Below are 20,535 nucleotides of genomic sequence, written 5' to 3'. Positions count from 1 at the left end.
AGTCAGTTGCAAACTTGTAAGTAGTTGAATTAGATTTGATAGTTAAGAAATATCTTGTTATTGTGTGCCTCACAGGAAATTAAGGTAAATTTACAGATGGACCATCTAAAAGTTGAGAGATTGGGACCGTTTCCGCGAGTGAGTAAGCCTGTTTTTATTACGTCAGGTATTTTAATCGTCGGTTTTATTATCTTTGGCGTGCTATTTACTGAAACTGCTGGTACTCTTTTTAGTTTTTTGCAGGGTTTTATTACTGATAAGTTTGGCTGGCTTTTTATTCTATTAATGAACTTGGCTTTAGCGTTATGTATTTATTTAGCCATGAGCCGTTATGGCGACATTCGTTTGGGTCTTCAAACAGAGGCACCACAATACAGTCTATTCTCATGGATTGGCATGTTGTTTTCTGCGGGTGTCGGTATTGGTTTGATCTATTGGGGCACCGCTGAGCCTTTATACCACTTTATGGCGCCCCCATTAGGTGAGCCAAATAGCGTAGAGACGGCTAAACAAGCTATCAACTTTACCTTTTTGCATTGGGGATTACACGCTTGGGCACTGTATGCGTTTGTTGCATTGTCTCTCGCCTATTTTCATTATCGCCGCGGCTTACCTCTATCAATTCGATCAACGCTCTATCCGTTATTAGGCAAAAAGATCTTCGGTCGATGGGGGCACGCTGTTGATATCCTAGCAGTATTTGGGACAATGTTTGGTGTTGTAACATCTTTGGGTCTGGGGGTTTTGCAAATAAACTCAGGACTTGAGAAACTATTTGGTACGCCTAATAGTTTAACAGTACAAATTGCTTTAATTGCTTTTATAACGGTTTTAGCCGTTATTTCCGTGTTAATGGGTTTGGATAAAGGTATCAAACGCCTAAGTGATATCAATATCGGACTGACAGCCATCTTACTTGGCTTTATGGTTATTCTAGGACCAACGTTATTTATCTTCGATAGTTTCCTTGAAAACGTCGGTAACTATTTATCAGTGTTTGTTCCACTAGGACTGTGGGGCGAAGCTTATGAAGGTCAAGAAAACTGGCAGTCTTCATGGACGATATTTTACTGGGCGTGGTGGGTAAGTTGGGCGCCATTCGTCGGTATATTTATTGCCCGTATTAGTCGCGGCCGGACCATTCGTGAGTTTGTGTTAGGGGTCATGTTAATACCAATAACAATCTTGTTTTTTTGGTTTACGACTTTTGGCGGCGTTGCTATTCATATGGAGTTGCTCGCTGCTATTGATCCTGCATTGGCTAGTCCAGGACTCGTTGAAGCGGTACAAGCAGATTTTGGTAGTGCCATTTTTAAGCTGATCGAGTACTACCCGTTAACCAAACCGATTACTTTTATAATTGTCATTATGATTGTACTTTGGTTTGTAACATCATCAGATTCGGCAAGCTTTGTCATTGATATGCTAACAGCTGGTGGCGATACCAATCCGCCAAAAATTCAGCGCTTATTTTGGGCAAGTACAGAAGGCGTCATAGCTGCAGTTTTACTTGCAGCCGGTGGACTAAGTGCTTTACAGGCAGCAGCTATCGTAGCAGGTCTACCATTTGCTTTAGTCGTATTTGTGATGATGTACGCGCTACTACGTGGTTTAAGTAGGGATCAGTTGATACTGTATAGAGCTCAACAGTATTACATTACTGCAGAATCAGCAGATCATAATACGGCGAACGAGTTCGTTGATGAAGATCTATTGGAAGGTCCGCCTAAGATTGCTAAAGGTGACTAATCTATATTACCTGTTATTGTTATTATTAGAATTTTCATATACAGATAGCCCTCACATTTAGGGCTATTTTTATGCGGTTATATATATTTTTTAGGTTTGATAGGTTGTTTATATCCAAACATAGTGGCACAACTCTATTTTAGGAAGGTATTATGAGTGAACTCAAAATTGGTCGTCTAGGACCTTTTCCACGAGTTAATAAGCCTGTTTTTATTGCCTCGGCAGTTTTGATCGTGGGTTTTATTATATTTGGCGCTCTGTTTCATGAGCTGGCTGATTCAGTATTTGCTGCAGCACAGGGTTTCATTACTCGGCGATTTGGCTGGCTATTCGTTATCTTAATGAACGTGGCAGTGGTGTTAAGTTTGTATTTGATTTTTAGTAAGTATGGTGACATTCGCTTGGGTCATCAGACCGAAAGGCCACAGTATAGTCTGCCATCTTGGATCGGCATGTTGTTCTCAGCAGGTATTGGTATCGGTATCATGTACTGGGGCACCGCAGAACCTGTTTATCACTTTATGGCACCACCTCTTGGCGAAGCTGAGACAGTAGAGGCCGCCAAACAAGCGATGAACATCTCGTTCTTGCACTATGGTATCCATGCTTGGGCTATTTATGCCATCGTGGCGTTGTCCCTGGCATACTTCCACTTTCGCCGTGGTCTGCCACTCTCTATTCGCTCAAGTCTGTATCCATTGTTGGGTAAAAGGATTTATGGCGGGTGGGGCCATGCTGTTGATACGTTGGCTGTATTCGGTACGATGTTTGGTGTAGTAACTACCTTAGGTTTTGGTGTATTACAAATCAACTCAGGGCTTGAAGGATTGTTTGGTTTACCAAATTCGGTAACGGTACAAGTTATCTTGATTGCTTTGATTACTATGCTTGCCTGTGGTTCTTTATTAATGGGATTGGATAAAGGCATCAAGCGTCTTAGTGATACCAATATTGTTTTGACCTTTGTGCTGCTAGGGTTTGCTTTTATTATGGGCCCAACCCAATACATTATGGACAGCTTGGTTGAAAACGTCGGTAACTATGTACAAAATATCGTTCAATTAGGCTTTTGGAGTGAAGCTTATAGTAAGGGCGATTGGCAGTCATCATGGACTATTTTCTATTGGGCTTGGTGGATTAGCTGGTCACCATTTGTTGGCGTGTTTATCGCTCGTATTAGCCGTGGTCGTACCATTCGTGAATTCTTATTAGGCGTATTATTTATTCCTATGGTTATCCTGTTTTTCTGGTTCACAACCTTTGGCGGTGTGGCTGTAAATATGGAGCTGATTGGCAATCCTGGGTTCATTGAAGTGGTACAAAATGACTATGGAAATGCAATTTTTAAATTAATGGAATTTTATCCATTTACGCAAGCCACAACGATGTTGATCATCATCATGATTGTTTTATGGTTTGTGACCTCTTCAGATTCAGCAAGTTTTGTGATCGATATGCTAACCGCAGGTGGTGAGACCAATCCGCCCAAGATCCAACGTCTGTTTTGGGCGATAACTCAAGGTTTTGTTGCTGCTATTCTACTGGCAGCGGGCGGTTTAGGCGCCCTACAAGCGGCTGCTATCGTGGCAGGATTCCCGTTTGCCGTTGTCGTCTTTGTCATGCTGTACGCTATGATACGAGGATTTAATCGTGATGAGCTTATATTGTACCGTGCAGAGCAGCGCTTTATCACTGAAGAGTCGGTCGAGCACAATACGGCTAATGTGTTCGTTGATGAAGAACTATTAGAAGGACCACCTGAGATTGCTAAGGGTGATTAAAGCATAGTATAAAATTGCACGTCGCTACACAAAACCTCAATCTATTCGTAGATTGGGGTTTTATTAGTTAATAAAGTAGTGAATAGAGTCAGGCTACTTTCAAACTTTTCTTGATGAAAACTCAACCGTAACGACACTGCGTTTGATAAGTAAGCAATATCTTGATAGGGTATCGTTTTTTTTAATTTTGGAAAAATCTATGGATCACGTTAAAGTTGGTCGATTGGGCCCTTTTCCAAGGGTAAGTAAACCAGTATTTTTGTCTTCAGCGATTTTAATTATCGCGTTTATTATCTTCGGTGCCTTTTTTAATGAGCTGGCAAGCGTAGTGTTTGGGCAAGCAAAAGCGTTTATCTCAATGCGTTTTGGCTGGTTCTTTATTATGGTAGTCAACTTAGCCGTGGTCATGAGTATCTATCTAATATTTAGCCGATATGGTGATATTAGGCTCGGACATCAGATGGAAAAGCCAGAATACAAACTCATCTCTTGGATTGGTATGTTGTTTTCAGCGGGTATCGGTATTGGTTTGCTTTACTGGGGTACGGCTGAGCCGTTGTACCACTTTATGGCACCGCCGCTTGGTGAAGGAGAGACGGTCGCATCTGCCAAGCTTGCGATGAATATCTCGTTTTTACACTACGGTATCCATGTGTGGGCAATTTATGGCATGGTGGCTTTAGCATTGGCTTATTTTCACTATCGCCGTGGTTTACCACTCTCCATTCGCTCAACGCTTTATCCATTATTAGGTCAAAGAATTTATGGACGTTGGGGTCATACTGTTGATACGTTGGCTGTGTTTGGCACGATGTTTGGGGTGGTCACAACCTTAGGCTTAGGTGTGTTACAGATCAACTCTGGTCTTGAGAGTCTATTCGGTATTCCTAATAACATCACAGTACAGATTGTCTTGATTGCGGTTATTACCGCGCTTGCTGGACTGTCGCTATTGATGGGACTGGATAAAGGTATTAAGCGTTTAAGTGACATCAATATTTTTCTGACTATTGTGCTATTGAGCTTTGTGATTATCTTAGGTCCAACGCAGTTTATATTTAATAGTTTTGTAGAGAATATCGGTAATTATCTGCACCAAGTTGTTCCGCTAGCCTTATGGACAGAGTCTTATGAAGGTCAAGAAAACTGGCAATCTTCATGGACAATCTTTTATTGGGCATGGTGGATCAGCTGGTCACCGTTTGTTGGCGTATTCGTCGCCCGTATTTCTCGTGGTCGCACGATTCGTGAATTCATATTAGGGGTGTTACTGATTCCGGTTACCATATTGTTCTTATGGTTTACAGCCTTCGGCGGGTCGGCAGTGCACATGGAGCTAATGGCTGCAGTCAGTCCTGACATAGCCAGTCCTGGACTGGTTGAGGCAGTACAAGCAGATACTGGTAGTGCTATCTTTAAATTGATGGAAACCTATCCCTTTACTCAAGCAGCAACTGCCTTAATTATTGTCATGATCGTACTATGGTTCGTGACCTCATCTGATTCTGCCAGCTTCGTCATCGATATGTTGACATCGGGCGGTGATACCAATCCACCTAAGGTTCAGCGCCTGTTTTGGGCAGGGACTGAAGGTGTGATTGCAGCGATATTGTTAGCAGCGGGAGGACTTGGGGCATTACAGGCCGCAGCTATTGTGTCAGGGTTTCCCTTTGCTATTGTCATGCTGGTCATGATGTATGCGCTACTTCGCGGCTTGAGCCGAGATCGTCTGGTGTTATATCGCAATCAGCAGTGGTTTGTCACTGAAGAATCAGCAGAACATAACTCAGCAAACGAGTTCCGTGATGAACATTTGCTAAAAGGTCCTCCTAAAGTTACCAAGTCTGATTAGTAAGATTGTAAAAATGACGCGAATAATAGAAAACCCCAGTTTATAAATAGGCTGGGGTTTTTTTATAAGTATAACGCTAGATTTTTTAAGGCTATTAAAAGTTTAGATACATTTCCCTGGTACATAACCTATCGCTGCAGTTGTGCCACAGGCTGAGCAGGCATTACCTGCCGTACGATAACTGACTACCGAGCCAACTTTAGTAGTAACGCAAACAGGGTCGTATTGCATGGTACACATGTTTTGCTCTGGGTTGTGAGGCGGGCACTTAGTAAATAGATTATCACTGGGTGCTGGTTGATTAGTGGCTGGTGTATGAATTGGAGTAGTGTCGGGCTCGGCGACACTCGGAATATTACTACAGCCTGCTATTGTCATCGCTACAGATATTCCAAGTAACGACAAGCATGAACGCCAAGATGTCCAAAAATTATTATTAAACATAAGATGTCCTTATTTACGAAAAGCATAATGTATGAAAGTCGCAATTTATGAAAACTACAACGTCCTGTTGTAGTGGATGAACTAATAATCGGTTATAAAGCAGACTCTTCTGCTATATCTGCTTTTATAAGTTAAAGACGGCCTAAGCTTAAATAGCTTAAGTTTCCTAAGTACTAGTCTAATTGTAGTCAGTCGTGTACTAAAAAGATAGCCAATAAAAAACCCCAGTCTATAAATAGGCTGGGGTTTTGTTTTAAGACTGAGTAATGAAGTGCTTATTTAGACGACTTATCATCTTGATTGAGCTGAACATATTTATCAAAGTTTTGTGCATAATCAGTCAAATTGTCACTTAGCATCTGACGGTACTGCTTAACGTAAAACTCTACGATATCGTCTTTTTCTTTTGCAAAGTCATCACCCTTTACAAAACCAATAGAGGCGACCGAAGCGCTATAACGCGCAGCTGCATAAAGCAATGAAGCGCCGACTTGCCCTGAATGAGCATCAGGACCCAATTGGCTATTCGCAACACCAATGATGGCGTCAGCACGCTGATAAAATGCCTGCATTTCAGGGGTGATTTCAGCCAATGCTTCAGCATTGTGATTTTGAGCATTGTTATCAATATTATCTTGAGACATAAGCGACTCCTATTGAGTGTATTTGAATATAGATTTATAGACCTGCATCTGCTTTTAGCAATTCAGCTTTGTCTGTTTTTTCCCAAGTAAAGGCAGTCTCAGAGCCAACGCGTCCAAAATGTCCAAAGGTTGCTGTGCGTTGATACATAGGTTGGAGTAAGTTGAGCATTTGCGTGATGCCATAAGGACGCAAATCGAAATGCGTACGAATCAGGCGAATGATCTCTTCAGAGCTAATTTTACTCGTGCCAAAAGTATTCACCGAGATAGAGGTAGGTTCAGCGACTCCAATCGCGTAGCTCACTTGTACTTCACAGCGCTCAGCCAATCCTGCCGCGACGATGTTTTTGGCGACATAACGTACCGCATAAGCGGCGCTGCGATCGACTTTTGAAGGATCTTTACCACTGAATGCACCGCCACCATGACGAGCCATACCGCCGTAGGTATCGACGATGATTTTACGTCCGGTTAAGCCTGCATCACCGACAGGACCACCAATGACAAACTTGCCAGTTGGGTTGATGTGGTAGCGAGTACCAGCATGTAACAGATCGGCTGGCAGTACTTGTTTAATGATAGATTCCATGACTGCTTCTTGCAGATCTTTTTGCGAGATACTTGGATCATGCTGAGTAGACAATACTACAGCGTCAATCGCAGTCGGACGGTTGCCATCATATTTTAAGGTAACTTGTGCTTTGGCATCTGGACGCAACCAAGGCAGATCGCCAGCACGGCGTAGCTCAGACTGACGCTCCATAAGACGATGCGCAAACTCAATAGGAGCCGGCATTAATACTTCGGTTTCATTACTAGCATAGCCAAACATTAAGCCTTGATCACCAGCGCCTTGCTCTTCTGGGCTGCTACGATCGACACCTTGAGCGATTTCAGGTGATTGCTTACCAAGCATATTAATAACCGCACAAGTCTCACCATCAAAGCCAAGATCTGAGTGATGATAGCCGATACCATTAACCGTATCACGTACAATACGCTCTACATCGATATTAGCAGTAGTCGTCACTTCACCTGCTAGTATGACGGCACCAGTTTTGACCAGCGTCTCGCATGCTACGCGAGCTTGGATGTCTTCACGTAAGATGGCATCAAGGATAGCGTCTGATATTTGGTCAGCCATTTTATCAGGATGGCCTTCGCTTACAGATTCAGATGTAAATAAGTTGTATTCACGCATAGTTAGATCGCTTAATTGCAAGGACTGTCGTTACTAAATCAGTCATAATTGAATGTTAACGGAAAATAAGAGGCAAAAGTGAATCAAAAAATTAGCACATTTTACCGTGAATCGAGTCAAAACTCTAGTGTCAGCTATGGTTGCTAACAATCGTAAAAACCAACGAGCTAGCTAAATTTTTGTCAGTGGTTATCTGTATCGTTTTTCTTTAAGTTGAAGTGACTCTATTAAACAACATTAGCCATAAAGAATTGTTAAATCTCTAAAAACGCGGCTTTATCCTTAAACATACATTCCTCGTAGACTGGACAGGCTCCGCATTTGGGGGTACGCGCTTGACAGGTATAGCGCCCATGCAAGATGAGATAGTGGTGAGCGTCAACCAATAAGTCTTCTGGAATGCGCTCGACCAGCTTTTTCTCTACTATTGATACGTTCTTGCCAGTAGCCAGCCCCGTGCGATTGCCCACACGGAAGATATGCGTATCGACTGCCATTGTTGGTTGTCCAAAAGCGGTGTTTAAGACCACATTAGCGGTTTTGCGTCCGACCCCAGCGAGCGACTCTAAGTCTTTACGGTTATCAGGTACCGTGCTGTCAAACTTCTCTATTAAATCGCGACAAGTTTTGATGACATTTTTGGCTTTGGCATTGTATAAGCCAATATTTTTGATATAAGATTTTAGTCCTTCTTCACCCAGTGCCAATACGGCCTCAGGAGTATTCGCGACTGGGTATAGCTGCTGGGTTGCGATATTGACGCTCACATCAGTCGCTTGTGCAGAGAGTATGACTGCAACAAGTAGCTCAAAATTATTACTGTAGTTTAATTCAGTAATGGGATCGTCAATAGTAGCAGCTAGCTTTTCAAAAAATGGTCGTACGTTACGATTGGGCAATCGTCTCGATGGCGGTGTGTTTGCAGTTTTGTGTTTGACAGTTTTGCTCATAGTATATGGACAATCTTTTATAGCTGTTAATAGTGGTTAAGGTCGATACTGAATTAGATCAAATAAGACAATAGGGTATGGACAAACTATCTCTAAAACTAATACTAAAGCTATAACTGAGACAGTTGATCTTGCAACATAGCCAACTCAGCGCTTTTTTTCGGATTAGGACGGACGCTTAGCTGTTTTTCTAGTTTTTTGATTTTGGTACGTAGTTTGGCGGCAGCAATAGTATTCTTTGCTTGCTGCTCGTCAATGTCAATCGCTTGTGCGCTGGCGTTATTTAGCTTGGCTTCTACCATACTGACGACAGGTCTACTATTATTACTGTCGGTCAGTTGCTCAGTTACGCGCCTAAGATGCGTGTGATAACGTTGTCGCAGCTCGTTTTGTTCTTGCGTGCGCTCTGCTGCTGACAATTCACGCTCAATAGGCACAAGATCGATGCAGTCAACAGGGCAGGGTGCAATACACAGCTCACAACCAGTGCATAAGTCTGTAAAAATCGTATGCATATGTTTGCCAGTACCGACGATGGCATCGACCGGACAGGCTGGGATACACTTTGTACAACCAATACAATCATCTTCACGAATGATGGCGCGTACTTCATGCGGACGCTCAGTCGTGGGGTCTATTGGCCACTTTGATGGTACAGCACTTAAGCGTTTTGGCTCGTTACTTGAGTCTTGGCTTTGTAAAAAGACCGTATCTAAAGTAGCATGATCTGCGTCTAAAATATGGCCAATGGCATCACTGACAGGTTGTCCACCAGGTACACATTTATTATGCGGTTCACCATTTACGACGATAGCGGTAGCATAAGGTAGACACCCGTCGGGATGATCACAAAGACCACATTGTGTCTGGGGCAGGCACGAGTCAACATACGCAATTTGTTGTTGTGTGTCGGCTGGCAGCGTCTCTAAAGTTAATGTATCAAACAGTATCGGCAGGTTTGTTAGACGGGTATGAATATTACTGGGCATTTAATCAAAGGCCTTAAAACTGGCGTAAAGAATTGGCGAGAGTTACTATTGGTCGTGACTAGTATAGATAATCTATCATAAAAGAGGATTGTTCATAATGGCATACTATTGGTTACACACGAATATATTCTATAAAGCTAGAGTATTATGCCTTGTTCGTGAGCAATTTGTGCAATTAAATCATAAGCAATACTGCCTTTAAAAGGTATCTTTGGTAAGTTTGAGATATCAAAGAAGTCGGCGTGCGAGAGCTCATCTTCTTGTATGACTATCTCACCGCTTGTATAAGACGCTCGAAATCCTAGCATTAAGTTTGAGGGAAACGGCCATGGTTGACTGCTGACGTAGCGAATGTCAGTCAAGCAGATACCTACTTCTTCAGCGACTTCACGTACTACCGCATGCTCTAAGCTTTCACCTACTTCTACAAAACCTGCAATCAGTCCATACTGAAGCTGGGTACTCGGTCGACCATAGCGGTGATGGTGTGCCAAGAGTATTTGCATCTCGCCGGTTTGTGGGTTTGGACGAGTGATGGCTGTGATGACACAAGGTTGTACTCGTGGATACTGGCGTAAGCGGCAGACTGGACAGACCATCGCACGCTCACCAAATTTGGCTACCGTAACCGAAGCGCTGCAGCGACTACAAAACTGAGTATCTGCTTGCCAGCGCAGCAATTGAATCGCTTGACTCAGCTGCGTAGAGAGCGCTGCTGGCAATTGGGTGATAAGCTGTCGGTAAGTAATAAAGCCTATCTTTTCAGTACCAGCTAATGGCGTCTGCAATACGGTTGACTTATAAGAGTTTTTAGTTAAGTTAGGAATAGCAATGCCGTGGGTTTGCGCATAATCGTAAGTAATGGCAATGGTAGCAGGTACATCATCGCCATCAATAGACTCGGGATCAGTATTCAACTTTTGTAATCCACCTGTCTCCCAGTTACTTGCTGCTAAGCTTGCCAGTAACTCAACACGGCCAACCTGATAAAGCTTAATTGATGACTCTGCTGCTTGGTCTTTTGTAACAATATCGTTTTCAATAGCCAAAACAGGAACTTGCACAGGCCACCAGCCTTTTGCAGTATAGCGGCACAGTACAGTCTCGTTATCAATTACAAAAGCGGTGGTCATAAATAGCTATCCAAAGCAGCAAGAGGGTTGATAAAAATTTACTTATATTTATCTGCAACGATTAAGCGGCAAGTAGTTGGCTCAAACTATCCTGAGCAACATCCAGTGATTTTTTGCTCACAGGATGGTTGTTCTCAAAACCATCTAAGCGATAGTCTACTGCCATAAGTACATCAGCTATATGAGCAAGTGTACGATCATCTATACTTTGACCACTTTCAAGACGTTTTTGCATATTGATGGTCAACTGATTAAGCATATTTGCAGGTGTAGCCAATTGTAAGAAGCGTATTGCACCCGCGACTTGATGTATCAGATCAGGTATATTCTCAAGGTTAAGCAGGTCGCGATTGTCGTCCACTAGATAGTCGTTAATTGCTTGCTCTGCACTTGATATGGCTGTACGACTCTCTTGTACCAACGTATCATAGGCCGTATCGATTTGATGTAATGAGATATGCTGACTATGCGTTGCCAAATGAATAGCGCCTGGTGTGTGTATTTTTGCCATTGCGTTCGAAGCATTCTCGGCATGCATTAGCGCCAATAGCAGAGAGTCAAACTCATTAGGGGCTGGCGTTTGCCATTTTGCTACAGCTGAGGCAACATTTTTAAGAGAGGTTGCTGCATCAGCCAAACATAATAACTGCAATACTGAGCTCAGCTCTATAAGATCGGCAGCTATTGAGTTTACTTGTACCGCCGCAGGGCTAAGCGTGTCACCGCGGGCATAACTATCAACTTTTTCTTTGATAGTGCTGATTTGGTTTTGAATAATATCATTTAGCGTATCAGTAATGGCACGGTTTGGTCCAAACAAGAAGCGCTGCATTTGCTCAAGCTGTGATGACTCAAGCCGATTATTTGCATACTGAATGCGTAGCTTTTGCGCTTGTTGATTGTCACGCTGACAAGCAAAACTTACTAGGTCTGCAAAACGGGCATCCATGATTGGCAAATAGCTATGAAACTGCTGCTCTAAGTAGATTAGTGTATGTTTTTGACTAGCATTTAACGGTAATATGTCTTTGATATCTGTGACGACAGCCGTTGCCGCTTGCCAAAACAGGCTATCAGTATGGGCAGCAATCATCGCACAAGCAGCACTCATAGCATCTAGTTTTTGCTGGGTATCTGCCGTTAGTGGTGCATGTTTGGCAAGAACGACATTTAGACCGCTGCGATAAGCATTGGTGAGTAAGTCGCTATTCAGGCTTAACTCGCATAATGGTTTAAAGTTCTGTTCAGGATTGGCAATAATAACGCTGCTGCTACCAAAGTCAGAAAAACAATCGGCATTGATCGTATCTTGCTGACTGTGGGCATATAGTTTGTTGATAATTGGCAATAGTAGGGTTGGCTCTACCGTTTCAGTTAACAGTACAAATTCAATATAACGATCAAGTGTCATGATCGCCTCTGATAGATCCATAATCAAAGCGGTGTCGCCGTTATTATTATTGTCATAAAGCTGTTGTAGACCTTGTGCGATGGCCGTACTTAGTAGCTGTCCGCCAGTTAATGCAACCAATTCAAAAATACAAGACAGTTGTGTTAACATACTAATAGAGTCTAATAATAAAGAGACTTGTTCTTGATCATCATTAAATTCGCTAAGATGATTCTCAGTATCCTTTAAAATGACTGTAATCTCATTATGAAGCAGATGTAGAGAAGGTAGGTTAAAGTTAGTAATACTAAGGGCAGGGGTGGTCAATATTGTTTGCTCAGACTGGCTCATAGTTTTTTTCCATAAAATATTGATAGAGTCGACTTTAACAGCAGATAATTATTAATAAAAGCAGGCTTTTTAGTATGTTATTGGACGTATAATAGGCGCAAGCCAATTAATCATGCGCAGTAACGCGCTCTACCACTGCGATAGCCTAGCGTTTAAATCAGGATAATCTTCTGCTAACCCTGCAAACCAGTTTTGATTGGCATGGTTGTCTACGGTTGACTCTAGCAATAAAGATGCCAAATTTGCAAAATTAGCATGAGCGGTGTTGCCACCCTCTGTTTGAGTATCTTCTTCGATCGCTAACGTTACCTGTCCTCCTGTCATGGCCAGATAAACTTCAGCTAAAATCTCCGAATCCAACAAGGCGCCGTGAAAAGTACGATCTTGCTTACCGACATCTAATCGGCGAACCAAAGCATCTAGCGTGTTTTTTTGTCCAGGGTATTGCTGCTTTGCCATTAATAAAGAGTCAGTCACTTGTACACGCTCGGCGAAGTCTGACAGACCCACTTTACTAAACTCCATGTTTAAAAAGTTCATATCAAACGTGGCGTTGTGAGCGATGATTTCTGCGCCATCCATAAAATCATATAACGACTTAGCAACCTGATCGAAGGTTGGCTTATCTGCCAAAAAAGCTTCAGAGATACCGTGAATACGAATGACTTCTTCATCCATACCGCGCTGCGGGTTGATATAAACATGGAGTTTTTCGCCCGTAAACTTACGACCGACCATCTCGACAATACCGACCTCAATCACGCGGTCACCTTTGAGAGGGTCAAGCCCTGTCGTCTCTGTATCCATGATCAGCTGACGATTGGGCTCGTGTCGATGAATAGGCTGTGGTAGTAGCGGACGAAAGTTGGGGTTGGCACGACCAGTATCACCATCGAATTTTGGCAAGTCTACTGACACGTTGGTTGTATCGCTGTTTGTATTCGTCTCATCTGATATCATGGTGTTGATACTCACTGGCTGCGTAGTATTATTTAATTGTTTGACTTGAATAGACTTTGAGTCACTGTTGTCTGACATCTCATTTAAAGAATCTTCGTATAACAATTCTTCTTCTGAATCCTCATCCATCATATTAAAGCCTAACGGGTCATCGTTTAACCAATCATTGGCTTTTTTTTTAGCAGTGTCATCGTCGTTACGTGCAGAGTTATCGGCAGAATGCGCGACAGATGGTTGCTCGCTGCTAGACGTGACGCCTAGATTGGCCAGCTCATCTGCTTTTTCGTTACCCGCGTGCCCAGCGTGACCTTTAACCCAGTGCCAATCAACATCGCGTGCTTGACAAAGCGTATCCAACTGTTGCCACAAGTCTTGATTGGCTACAGGCTTTTTGCTCGCAGTCTTCCAGCCACGCTTTTTCCATCCTTCAATCCATTGGGTAATACCGTTTTTGACATAGCTTGAGTCGGTCCAAATTTCAAGCTTTATATCTTGAGGACTGTGTTCCAAAGCTTTTATCGCCCCCATTAGCTCCATACGATTATTGGTGGTTTCTTTATCACCACCGTACAAATCTTGCGTATGGCCATCGCTAAAAATAAGGTGCGCGCCCCAGCCACCAGCGCCAGGATTACCTTTACAAGCGCCATCTGTATAGGCGACCGTGGTATTTGCTTTTACCGCCAATGGATTGGTCGTATTTTGCTGGCTTATGGTCGATACATTTGCAGGTGTGCTGGCAGATGCAGTAGAAGGTGAGGATGATAGAGCAGGATTGTCTGACATAATGACCTAAAAGCTTAATGGATAATCAACTCATAATAAATAGCGACACTCTTAACTACATAAGACTCTTGTCGTAGAGGACGTTTAGTCGTTATCTGTGCCTATACTATCGTAGATTGATTATAATGTGATTGAATGACTGCGCTCAATTATAGCAAATACGGGGCTCATATGCGCCATCGCTTGCCGTAAAACTATGAAACTAAATATCAAAACAGTAAGAGGGTGGTTTTCTGTTAAAATGAGTAGGATAAGGACATGACATTACTTGTCAGCTAAAGCGGATTTATCTATATCACAGTCTCTTTTAACGTAGGATAATATTATCATGTTCAATCGCTCAAACGTTATGGGTCATAAGTTTAGGATGCTTGCCATCAGTGCTATGACCATTAGTGCATTGCTATTAGTAGGTTGCGACGGTACCAGTACGACTACAGAAACAGAGGATGCAAAGACTGAGACGGATTTGTCCGTATTTGAAGGTTGCTATACGGTTAGCAATGATGAGCCTGCCCAGATTAAGGTCAGTCAGCAAGAAGGCAGGTGGGTCATGCAAATGAAAGAGCCTGCGACTGCCAAGCGGGTGTGGGACAAAGCCGAGCCACTAGAAGTTATAGAGAATAGCGAGATACCCAATTTTTTCTCCTTTGACCCTGACAATGTTGACGCAGTCATCGGTCGTCCTGATAGAGTGCTGGTCATGGCACATGTCAAACCTGTTTATGCCAATATCGACCCTTTGCTTGATAGTGAGTATTTGTCTTATATCTATAAAGGAGCCAATACGATTTATCAGGTAGAGTGTGATGAAGTTAATACGGACATCTTGGCCAACCCACATGCCAATATTATTATTGATAATGTCGGGTCAAATAATAAAAGCCTTTAACCACAGGCAGTCTTCAATAAGAAATATAGCGTAGTCCAAGCAGAATATCTTGCCAGTCATTAAGCAATAGAGTTATATTATATGAATTTTTTGAGTTATGTCGTCTTGGGTGGATTGTCTTATGCCGCTGGCTGGGCGATACGTACGTATGTACTCGGTAAACAACCCAAACCCGCGCAGCCCTATGGTCTAAAACATCCTGTCATCTTAGGATATCTGGGCGCGTTTTTTATTGTTATGCTCGTTGTCTCTTGGCTGATTGGACGCTATCTACTTGGTCACGTCACGATTGACTTACCCTTTATCATTATTAACAGTCTGGTTGCGACATTCGTATACTCATTTGGTCTCAACCCAGAAAACGCCAATTATGAGGTACCTGATTGATGGTTAGTGATTACTTACTAATGATGATTTACTAGCTTTAAACTTGATGCACATAAAACACGGTCAGTGATGAACTCATTGACCGTGTTTTTATGATTAGAGATACCATTTATCACTATTTTAGTAATTAAGATTTTTTCTTATCTTTTATATTTTTGTCTTCATTATCAGACGCTTTATCTTCAGACTTTGCACCATCTTTATACATGGAATCTTTGGACATTGATTGCTCGTTTTTCCAAGCTTTATATTTGTTCAAGTCTTTCTCCATCAGTCTTAGGCAAAACCCTATTACCAAGGCATCATCAACTTGACCAATAAAAGGTATGAAATCTGGAATAATATCGATAGGGTTTAATACGTACAACAACCCAACCACTGCCGCTGAAATAGTTTTATAAGGTATATTGCGATAATTACCTTGGTAATAATCTTTTACCAAGCTCATCAGTAGCATCAAATCTTTAGCATAACGCTCGAGACCGCGATCCTTGTCGACTTGATTCTTTATGCTGTCTTCTTTACTTAAAATGAGTTTAATATTGTCTAAAAGCGACTTATTATCTTTTTCTTTATCAGCCATACTAGCGTTCCTATCATTATTGATGAATTATCTCTTACCATTTACTATAACAAGAGTAATGGTAAGTACCAAACATGGTTGTTTAACAATTTGTTGTCGTTGTAATAGGCAATGGTTATAGGGTTATGCAACCCTTGTCGCTATTAAAGCTGTCAAACTGCGATATTTATATAAAGTTAATGTTAAAAACGTTGATAGTTAAATCATTATTCTAAAACCATTATTTTGAAATAAGTTTTGAGGTAACAGTTCAGTATGCGTATAACAAATCCGACTCTTTTACAACAAACTGATATAACCACTGCGGCTGATAAGGAGCTTAGTCGCCGCCAATTCTTATGTCGCTTAGGGGTAAGTACAGGTGCTGGACTACTTGCAACTCAAGGTATCGCTCAAGGCTTAACGATTAAAGCTGCAGACAAAACGAGCGATCAAAATAGCAGTATGCAGCTGACCAAAGATGATTTACCAACGGCGCTGCCAGATGTTAATCAGTCAATAGCGTCCAAATCACGTTGTATCAATCCTACTATTGAGACACGTCTATTTGCCAGCTCCAACGTTGGCGGTAGTCATGAGCGTAACCAATTGGCATTAGAGCGTATGGCTTGCGCAGGTTTTGAAGTGCAGAATCCTACTATTACTGAGCGACAATATTTGCGCTTTGCGGGAACGGACACGCAGCGAGCCAGTGATCTGCAAAACATCGCGACTGGGGCGATTGCTGCACCCAAGCTGCTCATGGGTATACGCGGTGGCTATGGCGCAATGCGTCTGCTGCCGCTGATTGATTGGCAAACGCTGGGACGCATTATGAAAGAGCGGGGCACGATACTAACAGGCTTTAGTGATGTCACTGCCATTCAATGTGCACTGCTGGCGAAAGGGCAAATGAGTTCGCTCGCTGGCCCCATGCTCTATAGCGAATTTGGTAAAACGTCTCCTGATGAAGTCAGTTGTAGGCAGTTTGCAGAAGCGCTTACTAACCCTAATTTGAGCATTACTGTTCAAAATGCCGATTTGACCAGTAAGAAATTACCAGCGATTCTAGCGACTGATAAGACTCAAACAGTCACGGGAACGATTTGGGGCGGTAATCTGAGTGTGGTATCAGCGCTGGCAGGTAGCGAGTATTTGCCGCGCATTGATGGCGGTATTGTATTTTTAGAAGATGTGGGTGAGCAGGCTTATCGTATTGAGCGCATGCTTTATGATTTATATTTGGCAGGTGTGTTCAAGCGTCAGCAAGCAATTGTGTTTGGCTCACTGTCTGGCACAGGTGAAGATAGCTACGATAAGCGTTACGATGTCGCGATGGTCATTCGCCAGTTGCATAAGCTGACTGGATTACCTATCTATAATGGCATGAGCTTTGGGCATATCAGTAAAAAACATAGCTTTCCACTCGGCGCGACTTGTCAAATTACACCAGTGAGCAATCAAGCAGGCGGCTATACACTAAGCTTTAGTGATTATCCGATAATTGATAAAAGCGCTGTTAATCTTGAAGGGTTGTGGCAAGTCATATAGATTGATCGGAAGTTTTTCGATCATCAGATTAACATTTGCCTTACAGAAGGCATCGCTCATATCTGTCAAGATTAAATACTAATTGTTCTTCTATTATAAGGATGTATGATGATGTCAAACGCAAAAAAAACAAATCTTTCAGCTCCTTCTATTCATTACAACACTACTTGCAGTTGTGAAAAATGTGGATGTACCAGTCCATCAACTTGTGAAAAGTGCAATATGTGCGAAAAATGCTGCCAGTGTAATTAAGCTTAATGAACAATAGTAGCGAGTGAGATTGCAGATTCGATTGTTACTAAAAGTAATAAGTGCTCAACAAGCGTATGCAACTGCCTTAACTCCATGAGTCGGGCGGTTTATTTTTTCTACTTAATAAAGATAACTATATAAGTTGCAAGATCATTTAGGGCGAGTAAAAACTCAATAAGCACACCTAGTGGTTTTTGTTAAACGATTAATGAAAACAAACAAAAATGATTGGTTAGTAATAGCAGATAATATTTAAATGATATATAAGATAGTACTTACCTTAAATTGATGGGTATTATAATAAGGAACATTAAAATGAAAAATTCAGTATTGAATAGAACCTTTCAAAATAAGCTATGGGTGGCAGTATTAGTAAGTCTTATCGGACTGAGCGCTTGTAGTAATGAAACAGAGGAAAAGGCCGATACTAATAATACAGAGTCTAGCGAAATGACGCCAGTTCAGACAGATAGCGATACTGAAACTAGTGTTAGTACTCCTACAACTGAAGCAGAAGGTACAGAAAGTGCAGACAGTACAGATGATGACGCGGGGGGTACAGCCTACTATTCTGGTGTAGACAGCGTGGAAAATGAGCAAAAGGCTGATGATACGGCTACTGTAAACGAAAATAACTCGAACTTAGATAAAACAGCAGCGGAAGGGCTACAGTAACAACTGAATGATATATAGCTTTGTCTATTGTCTTTATTAAAAGTAAGACCGCTAGCTATTTATCGCATCGGTTTACTGTGTATTTATATGTAGGTAATGTACACCAATGCACGGATTAGGATAGATAGAGCAGGACAGTATAGAACACCAGATACAACAAAGCCCCTGATATCAGGGGCTTTAGTTATTCTATAAGATAGTATAGAACTATGTAATGGTACCCGGAGCCGGAACAGTTACATGGTATTAAGTATTTGATATATAAAGAATATTTTTTACATATTCGATTCGGTACACTTGTGAGTATACTTAAGATTTGCTTTTCAACTTTATATTAATTTCGTAATATAAATCTCATAATTTCTTACCAGGACTGAACTGCTACTTAGTTTATACATGTTTCCCAGTCTTTTGTCTTATCAGTTCAGCATTTATCAAAAAAGGATCATCATCAGCCATTTTATCATCAATGTTGTGAAGAGTCTTAGCTGAAGCTAAATTACTGTCAATAGCCTGTAGTTTCGTTGTCAGATCATTGGTTTCCATCGTAGAGATGTTTGCAGGTAGAATAATATCTTCATGCTGATTGATCGCCTCATCTGTCAAGTTGTCAGTGGTAGTAGCAGTATCGTCAACGTTATCCAAATTCACAGTCTTATCATCAGATTGGTTCTGTTGAGTATTTGCGATTGACTCAGCATTATCAGTGCAAACAGAGTCTTCAATATTCGGAGTTGATTCTGACATCTCATTCTTACAGTCTGACTCTCTAGCCTCTGTATTATCAACACCTGCTAAGAAAGGCTCAGGGTTGAATTTCTCGGCTCTCAGGCTTTGCTCCGTATCAAAAGAGTCAGTATAAGGCTTTGCGTATTCAATCATTGAGTAATCGGTAATAGTTTCTCTAGTACTTTTGGGTACTTGGGAGAAAAAGGTTTGATCATAGTTTTCTATAATATCATTGAGCATTTGCCCCTGTGTTTTCCCCTGTCTATTAGCAATAATCTTTAGAGTTTTTTGGTTTTTGCGTGTAAGCCTTAAGCCTTCCTCTTTAATTTTCTTATTACGAACGCGACTAGTTTTTGATAACCAGACATCATACATGTTATCTATAAACGTAGCTCTATTAGCAACTTTCAATTCTTCTGCTATAGGATTATCTGGGTTGAATACCCAATAGTCCAGCGAAGCTAGCATATGGTGCAGTCTGCTAGCCGTATCTGTTTCTTTGAACCTAATAGTATCTATACATATTAGAGCTGGTTTATAACCACTTTTATCGACATCCGATTTTAATTTGATATTATTTTTTTTGTTATTTTTATTAGATTTTAAGTGATCAAGATCGTGGAGCTTTTGCATATATTTATATAAATGATTAATATTAACTGGATTACTATGATCTATCCATTTCGTCTTTTTATATCCCACTGAGCTATTAATATAAATGTTTTTCAGAATATCCAAAGCTTCTTTTTTACGAGCTATTAGAGATTCATTATAACTATCTGGTGCCCTATGGAAATTTCCTGCTGCAAACATTAATTTCTCATTAAAAATAAGATCATGAGCGAAAATTTCAATATCAGACTCTATACTTATATGATTGCTTATTATATTTAGTTTCTTCAAGACCATATTTAGCCATAATGCCGCTCTAGCATCTTCATAAAACCATCGAACATAAGACAAGGGTATGCTATTCATTGCGCTTGTCTGTAAGAAATTATCTAATTTTTTTGGAGTACATTTAGACTGTTTGAGGATTATAATAATTCGATTTTTGCTCAGACTATCATCTTTTAAGATATATGCTGAAGGTATTTTATGTTGCGATCTTAATTCAAAAAGACACCAATAGGCATTATAAATACTCAGGTTGTTAATCTTTTTTTCGATATATTCATCGTTTTTTGTGGCTATACTTTGCCGATTATTTAGATTCTGATTAGCATCTCCAGTCACCATAACTCTCCATAAATCTTT

The 20,535-nt window shown here is 41.3% G+C and carries 17 protein-coding genes; 7 read left to right on the top strand and 10 right to left on the bottom strand.

Going from position 1 to position 20,535, the window contains the following annotated elements; all coding sequences use genetic code 11:
• The first annotated feature begins 96 nt into the window (after positions 1–96).
• The 3 genes from ACTXGH_RS09355 (at position 97) to ACTXGH_RS09345 (ending at position 5,382) form a co-directional block, all read left to right on the top strand.
• The gene (locus ACTXGH_RS09355; protein WP_439296732.1) at positions 97–1,749 is read left to right on the top strand and encodes a BCCT family transporter; all 1,653 of its coding nucleotides are present in this window, start codon (positions 97–99) and stop codon (positions 1,747–1,749) included.
• Between the two features lie 152 nt (positions 1,750–1,901).
• Complete coding sequence (locus ACTXGH_RS09350) at positions 1,902–3,530, top strand: BCCT family transporter (RefSeq protein ID WP_439296733.1); 1,629 nt, start codon at positions 1,902–1,904, stop codon at positions 3,528–3,530.
• Positions 3,531–3,729: 199 nt separating this feature from the next.
• Positions 3,730–5,382: a BCCT family transporter gene (locus ACTXGH_RS09345; protein ID WP_439260994.1), complete on the top strand. Its 1,653-nt coding sequence runs from the start codon at positions 3,730–3,732 to the stop codon at positions 5,380–5,382.
• A 102-nt stretch (positions 5,383–5,484) separates the two neighbouring features.
• Here the strand turns inward: ACTXGH_RS09345 and ACTXGH_RS09340 are convergent, their stop codons facing one another.
• From ACTXGH_RS09340 to dnaQ, 8 genes are all read right to left on the bottom strand, one after another.
• On the bottom strand, positions 5,485–5,826 hold the full coding sequence (locus ACTXGH_RS09340; RefSeq protein WP_439260993.1) for a hypothetical protein: 342 nt from the start codon (positions 5,824–5,826) through the stop codon (positions 5,485–5,487).
• A gap of 275 nt (positions 5,827–6,101) precedes the next feature.
• On the bottom strand, positions 6,102–6,470 hold the full coding sequence (locus tag ACTXGH_RS09335) for a DUF3144 domain-containing protein (RefSeq protein ID WP_439260992.1): 369 nt from the start codon (positions 6,468–6,470) through the stop codon (positions 6,102–6,104).
• 34 nt (positions 6,471–6,504) lie between these two features.
• Positions 6,505–7,671: a methionine adenosyltransferase gene (gene metK, locus ACTXGH_RS09330; protein ID WP_299219483.1), complete on the bottom strand. Its 1,167-nt coding sequence runs from the start codon at positions 7,669–7,671 to the stop codon at positions 6,505–6,507.
• A 254-nt stretch (positions 7,672–7,925) separates the two neighbouring features.
• Complete coding sequence (gene nth / locus ACTXGH_RS09325; RefSeq protein ID WP_439296735.1) at positions 7,926–8,621, bottom strand: endonuclease III; 696 nt, start codon at positions 8,619–8,621, stop codon at positions 7,926–7,928.
• A 110-nt stretch (positions 8,622–8,731) separates the two neighbouring features.
• Positions 8,732–9,610, bottom strand: coding sequence for an RnfABCDGE type electron transport complex subunit B (locus ACTXGH_RS09320; RefSeq protein WP_439296737.1), 879 nt, complete (start codon positions 9,608–9,610; stop codon positions 8,732–8,734).
• A 137-nt stretch (positions 9,611–9,747) separates the two neighbouring features.
• Positions 9,748–10,743: an NAD(+) diphosphatase gene (nudC, locus tag ACTXGH_RS09315; RefSeq protein WP_439296739.1), complete on the bottom strand. Its 996-nt coding sequence runs from the start codon at positions 10,741–10,743 to the stop codon at positions 9,748–9,750.
• Between the two features lie 61 nt (positions 10,744–10,804).
• Positions 10,805–12,484, bottom strand: coding sequence for a hypothetical protein (locus tag ACTXGH_RS09310; protein ID WP_439296741.1), 1,680 nt, complete (start codon positions 12,482–12,484; stop codon positions 10,805–10,807).
• A 129-nt stretch (positions 12,485–12,613) separates the two neighbouring features.
• A complete protein-coding gene (gene dnaQ, locus ACTXGH_RS09305) occupies positions 12,614–14,230 on the bottom strand; it encodes a DNA polymerase III subunit epsilon (protein WP_439296742.1) in 1,617 nt (538 codons plus the stop codon).
• Positions 14,231–14,558: 328 nt separating this feature from the next.
• Between dnaQ and ACTXGH_RS09300 the strand changes: the two genes are divergently transcribed.
• Together ACTXGH_RS09300 and ACTXGH_RS09295 are read left to right on the top strand one after the other, a co-directional pair.
• The gene (locus ACTXGH_RS09300) at positions 14,559–15,122 is read left to right on the top strand and encodes a hypothetical protein (RefSeq protein ID WP_439296743.1); all 564 of its coding nucleotides are present in this window, start codon (positions 14,559–14,561) and stop codon (positions 15,120–15,122) included.
• Positions 15,123–15,203: 81 nt separating this feature from the next.
• On the top strand, positions 15,204–15,509 hold the full coding sequence (locus tag ACTXGH_RS09295; RefSeq protein WP_439296745.1) for a hypothetical protein: 306 nt from the start codon (positions 15,204–15,206) through the stop codon (positions 15,507–15,509).
• A gap of 127 nt (positions 15,510–15,636) precedes the next feature.
• Here ACTXGH_RS09295 and ACTXGH_RS09290 read toward each other — a convergent pair whose 3' ends face one another.
• Entirely contained in the window at positions 15,637–16,092 is a 456-nt protein-coding gene (locus tag ACTXGH_RS09290; RefSeq protein ID WP_439296746.1) for a YkvA family protein, read from the bottom strand.
• A gap of 255 nt (positions 16,093–16,347) precedes the next feature.
• On the opposite strand from ACTXGH_RS09290, the gene ACTXGH_RS09285 reads away from it, so the two are divergent.
• Both ACTXGH_RS09285 and ACTXGH_RS09280 read left to right on the top strand, forming a co-directional pair.
• Complete coding sequence (locus ACTXGH_RS09285; protein ID WP_439296748.1) at positions 16,348–17,622, top strand: LD-carboxypeptidase; 1,275 nt, start codon at positions 16,348–16,350, stop codon at positions 17,620–17,622.
• 567 nt (positions 17,623–18,189) lie between these two features.
• Positions 18,190–18,549 (top strand): hypothetical protein, encoded by a 360-nt coding sequence (locus tag ACTXGH_RS09280; protein ID WP_439260982.1) that lies wholly within the window; start codon positions 18,190–18,192, stop codon positions 18,547–18,549.
• A 390-nt stretch (positions 18,550–18,939) separates the two neighbouring features.
• Here ACTXGH_RS09280 and ACTXGH_RS09275 read toward each other — a convergent pair whose 3' ends face one another.
• Positions 18,940–20,517 carry a hypothetical protein gene (locus tag ACTXGH_RS09275; protein WP_443561734.1) on the bottom strand — a complete coding sequence of 526 codons (1,578 nt, stop codon included), beginning with the start codon at positions 20,515–20,517 and terminating at the stop codon, positions 18,940–18,942.
• Between the last annotated feature and the right edge of the window lie 18 nt (positions 20,518–20,535).

The sequence above is a fragment of the Psychrobacter sp. 1Y10 genome (assembly GCF_052259005.1).
GTDB lineage: Bacteria > Pseudomonadota > Gammaproteobacteria > Pseudomonadales > Moraxellaceae > Psychrobacter > Psychrobacter saeujeotis.
This window is presented reverse-complemented; position numbering and strand designations above follow the sequence as displayed.

What these genes read in the sequence shown, in the direction of transcription:
- ACTXGH_RS09355 (WP_439296732.1), top strand. Translation starts at nt 97, where the DNA reads ATGGACCATCTAAAAGTTGAGAGATTGGGACCGTTTCCGCGAGTGAGT.
- ACTXGH_RS09350 (WP_439296733.1), top strand. Translation starts at nt 1,902, where the DNA reads ATGAGTGAACTCAAAATTGGTCGTCTAGGACCTTTTCCACGAGTTAAT.
- ACTXGH_RS09345 (WP_439260994.1), top strand. Translation starts at nt 3,730, where the DNA reads ATGGATCACGTTAAAGTTGGTCGATTGGGCCCTTTTCCAAGGGTAAGT.
- ACTXGH_RS09340 (WP_439260993.1), bottom strand. Translation starts at nt 5,826, where the DNA reads ATGTTTAATAATAATTTTTGGACATCTTGGCGTTCATGCTTGTCGTTA.
- ACTXGH_RS09335 (WP_439260992.1), bottom strand. Translation starts at nt 6,470, where the DNA reads ATGTCTCAAGATAATATTGATAACAATGCTCAAAATCACAATGCTGAA.
- metK (WP_299219483.1), bottom strand. Translation starts at nt 7,671, where the DNA reads ATGCGTGAATACAACTTATTTACATCTGAATCTGTAAGCGAAGGCCAT.
- nth (WP_439296735.1), bottom strand. Translation starts at nt 8,621, where the DNA reads ATGAGCAAAACTGTCAAACACAAAACTGCAAACACACCGCCATCGAGA.
- ACTXGH_RS09320 (WP_439296737.1), bottom strand. Translation starts at nt 9,610, where the DNA reads ATGCCCAGTAATATTCATACCCGTCTAACAAACCTGCCGATACTGTTT.
- nudC (WP_439296739.1), bottom strand. Translation starts at nt 10,743, where the DNA reads ATGACCACCGCTTTTGTAATTGATAACGAGACTGTACTGTGCCGCTAT.
- ACTXGH_RS09310 (WP_439296741.1), bottom strand. Translation starts at nt 12,484, where the DNA reads ATGAGCCAGTCTGAGCAAACAATATTGACCACCCCTGCCCTTAGTATT.
- dnaQ (WP_439296742.1), bottom strand. Translation starts at nt 14,230, where the DNA reads ATGTCAGACAATCCTGCTCTATCATCCTCACCTTCTACTGCATCTGCC.
- ACTXGH_RS09300 (WP_439296743.1), top strand. Translation starts at nt 14,559, where the DNA reads ATGTTCAATCGCTCAAACGTTATGGGTCATAAGTTTAGGATGCTTGCC.
- ACTXGH_RS09295 (WP_439296745.1), top strand. Translation starts at nt 15,204, where the DNA reads ATGAATTTTTTGAGTTATGTCGTCTTGGGTGGATTGTCTTATGCCGCT.
- ACTXGH_RS09290 (WP_439296746.1), bottom strand. Translation starts at nt 16,092, where the DNA reads ATGGCTGATAAAGAAAAAGATAATAAGTCGCTTTTAGACAATATTAAA.
- ACTXGH_RS09285 (WP_439296748.1), top strand. Translation starts at nt 16,348, where the DNA reads ATGCGTATAACAAATCCGACTCTTTTACAACAAACTGATATAACCACT.
- ACTXGH_RS09280 (WP_439260982.1), top strand. Translation starts at nt 18,190, where the DNA reads ATGAAAAATTCAGTATTGAATAGAACCTTTCAAAATAAGCTATGGGTG.
- ACTXGH_RS09275 (WP_443561734.1), bottom strand. Translation starts at nt 20,517, where the DNA reads ATGGTGACTGGAGATGCTAATCAGAATCTAAATAATCGGCAAAGTATA.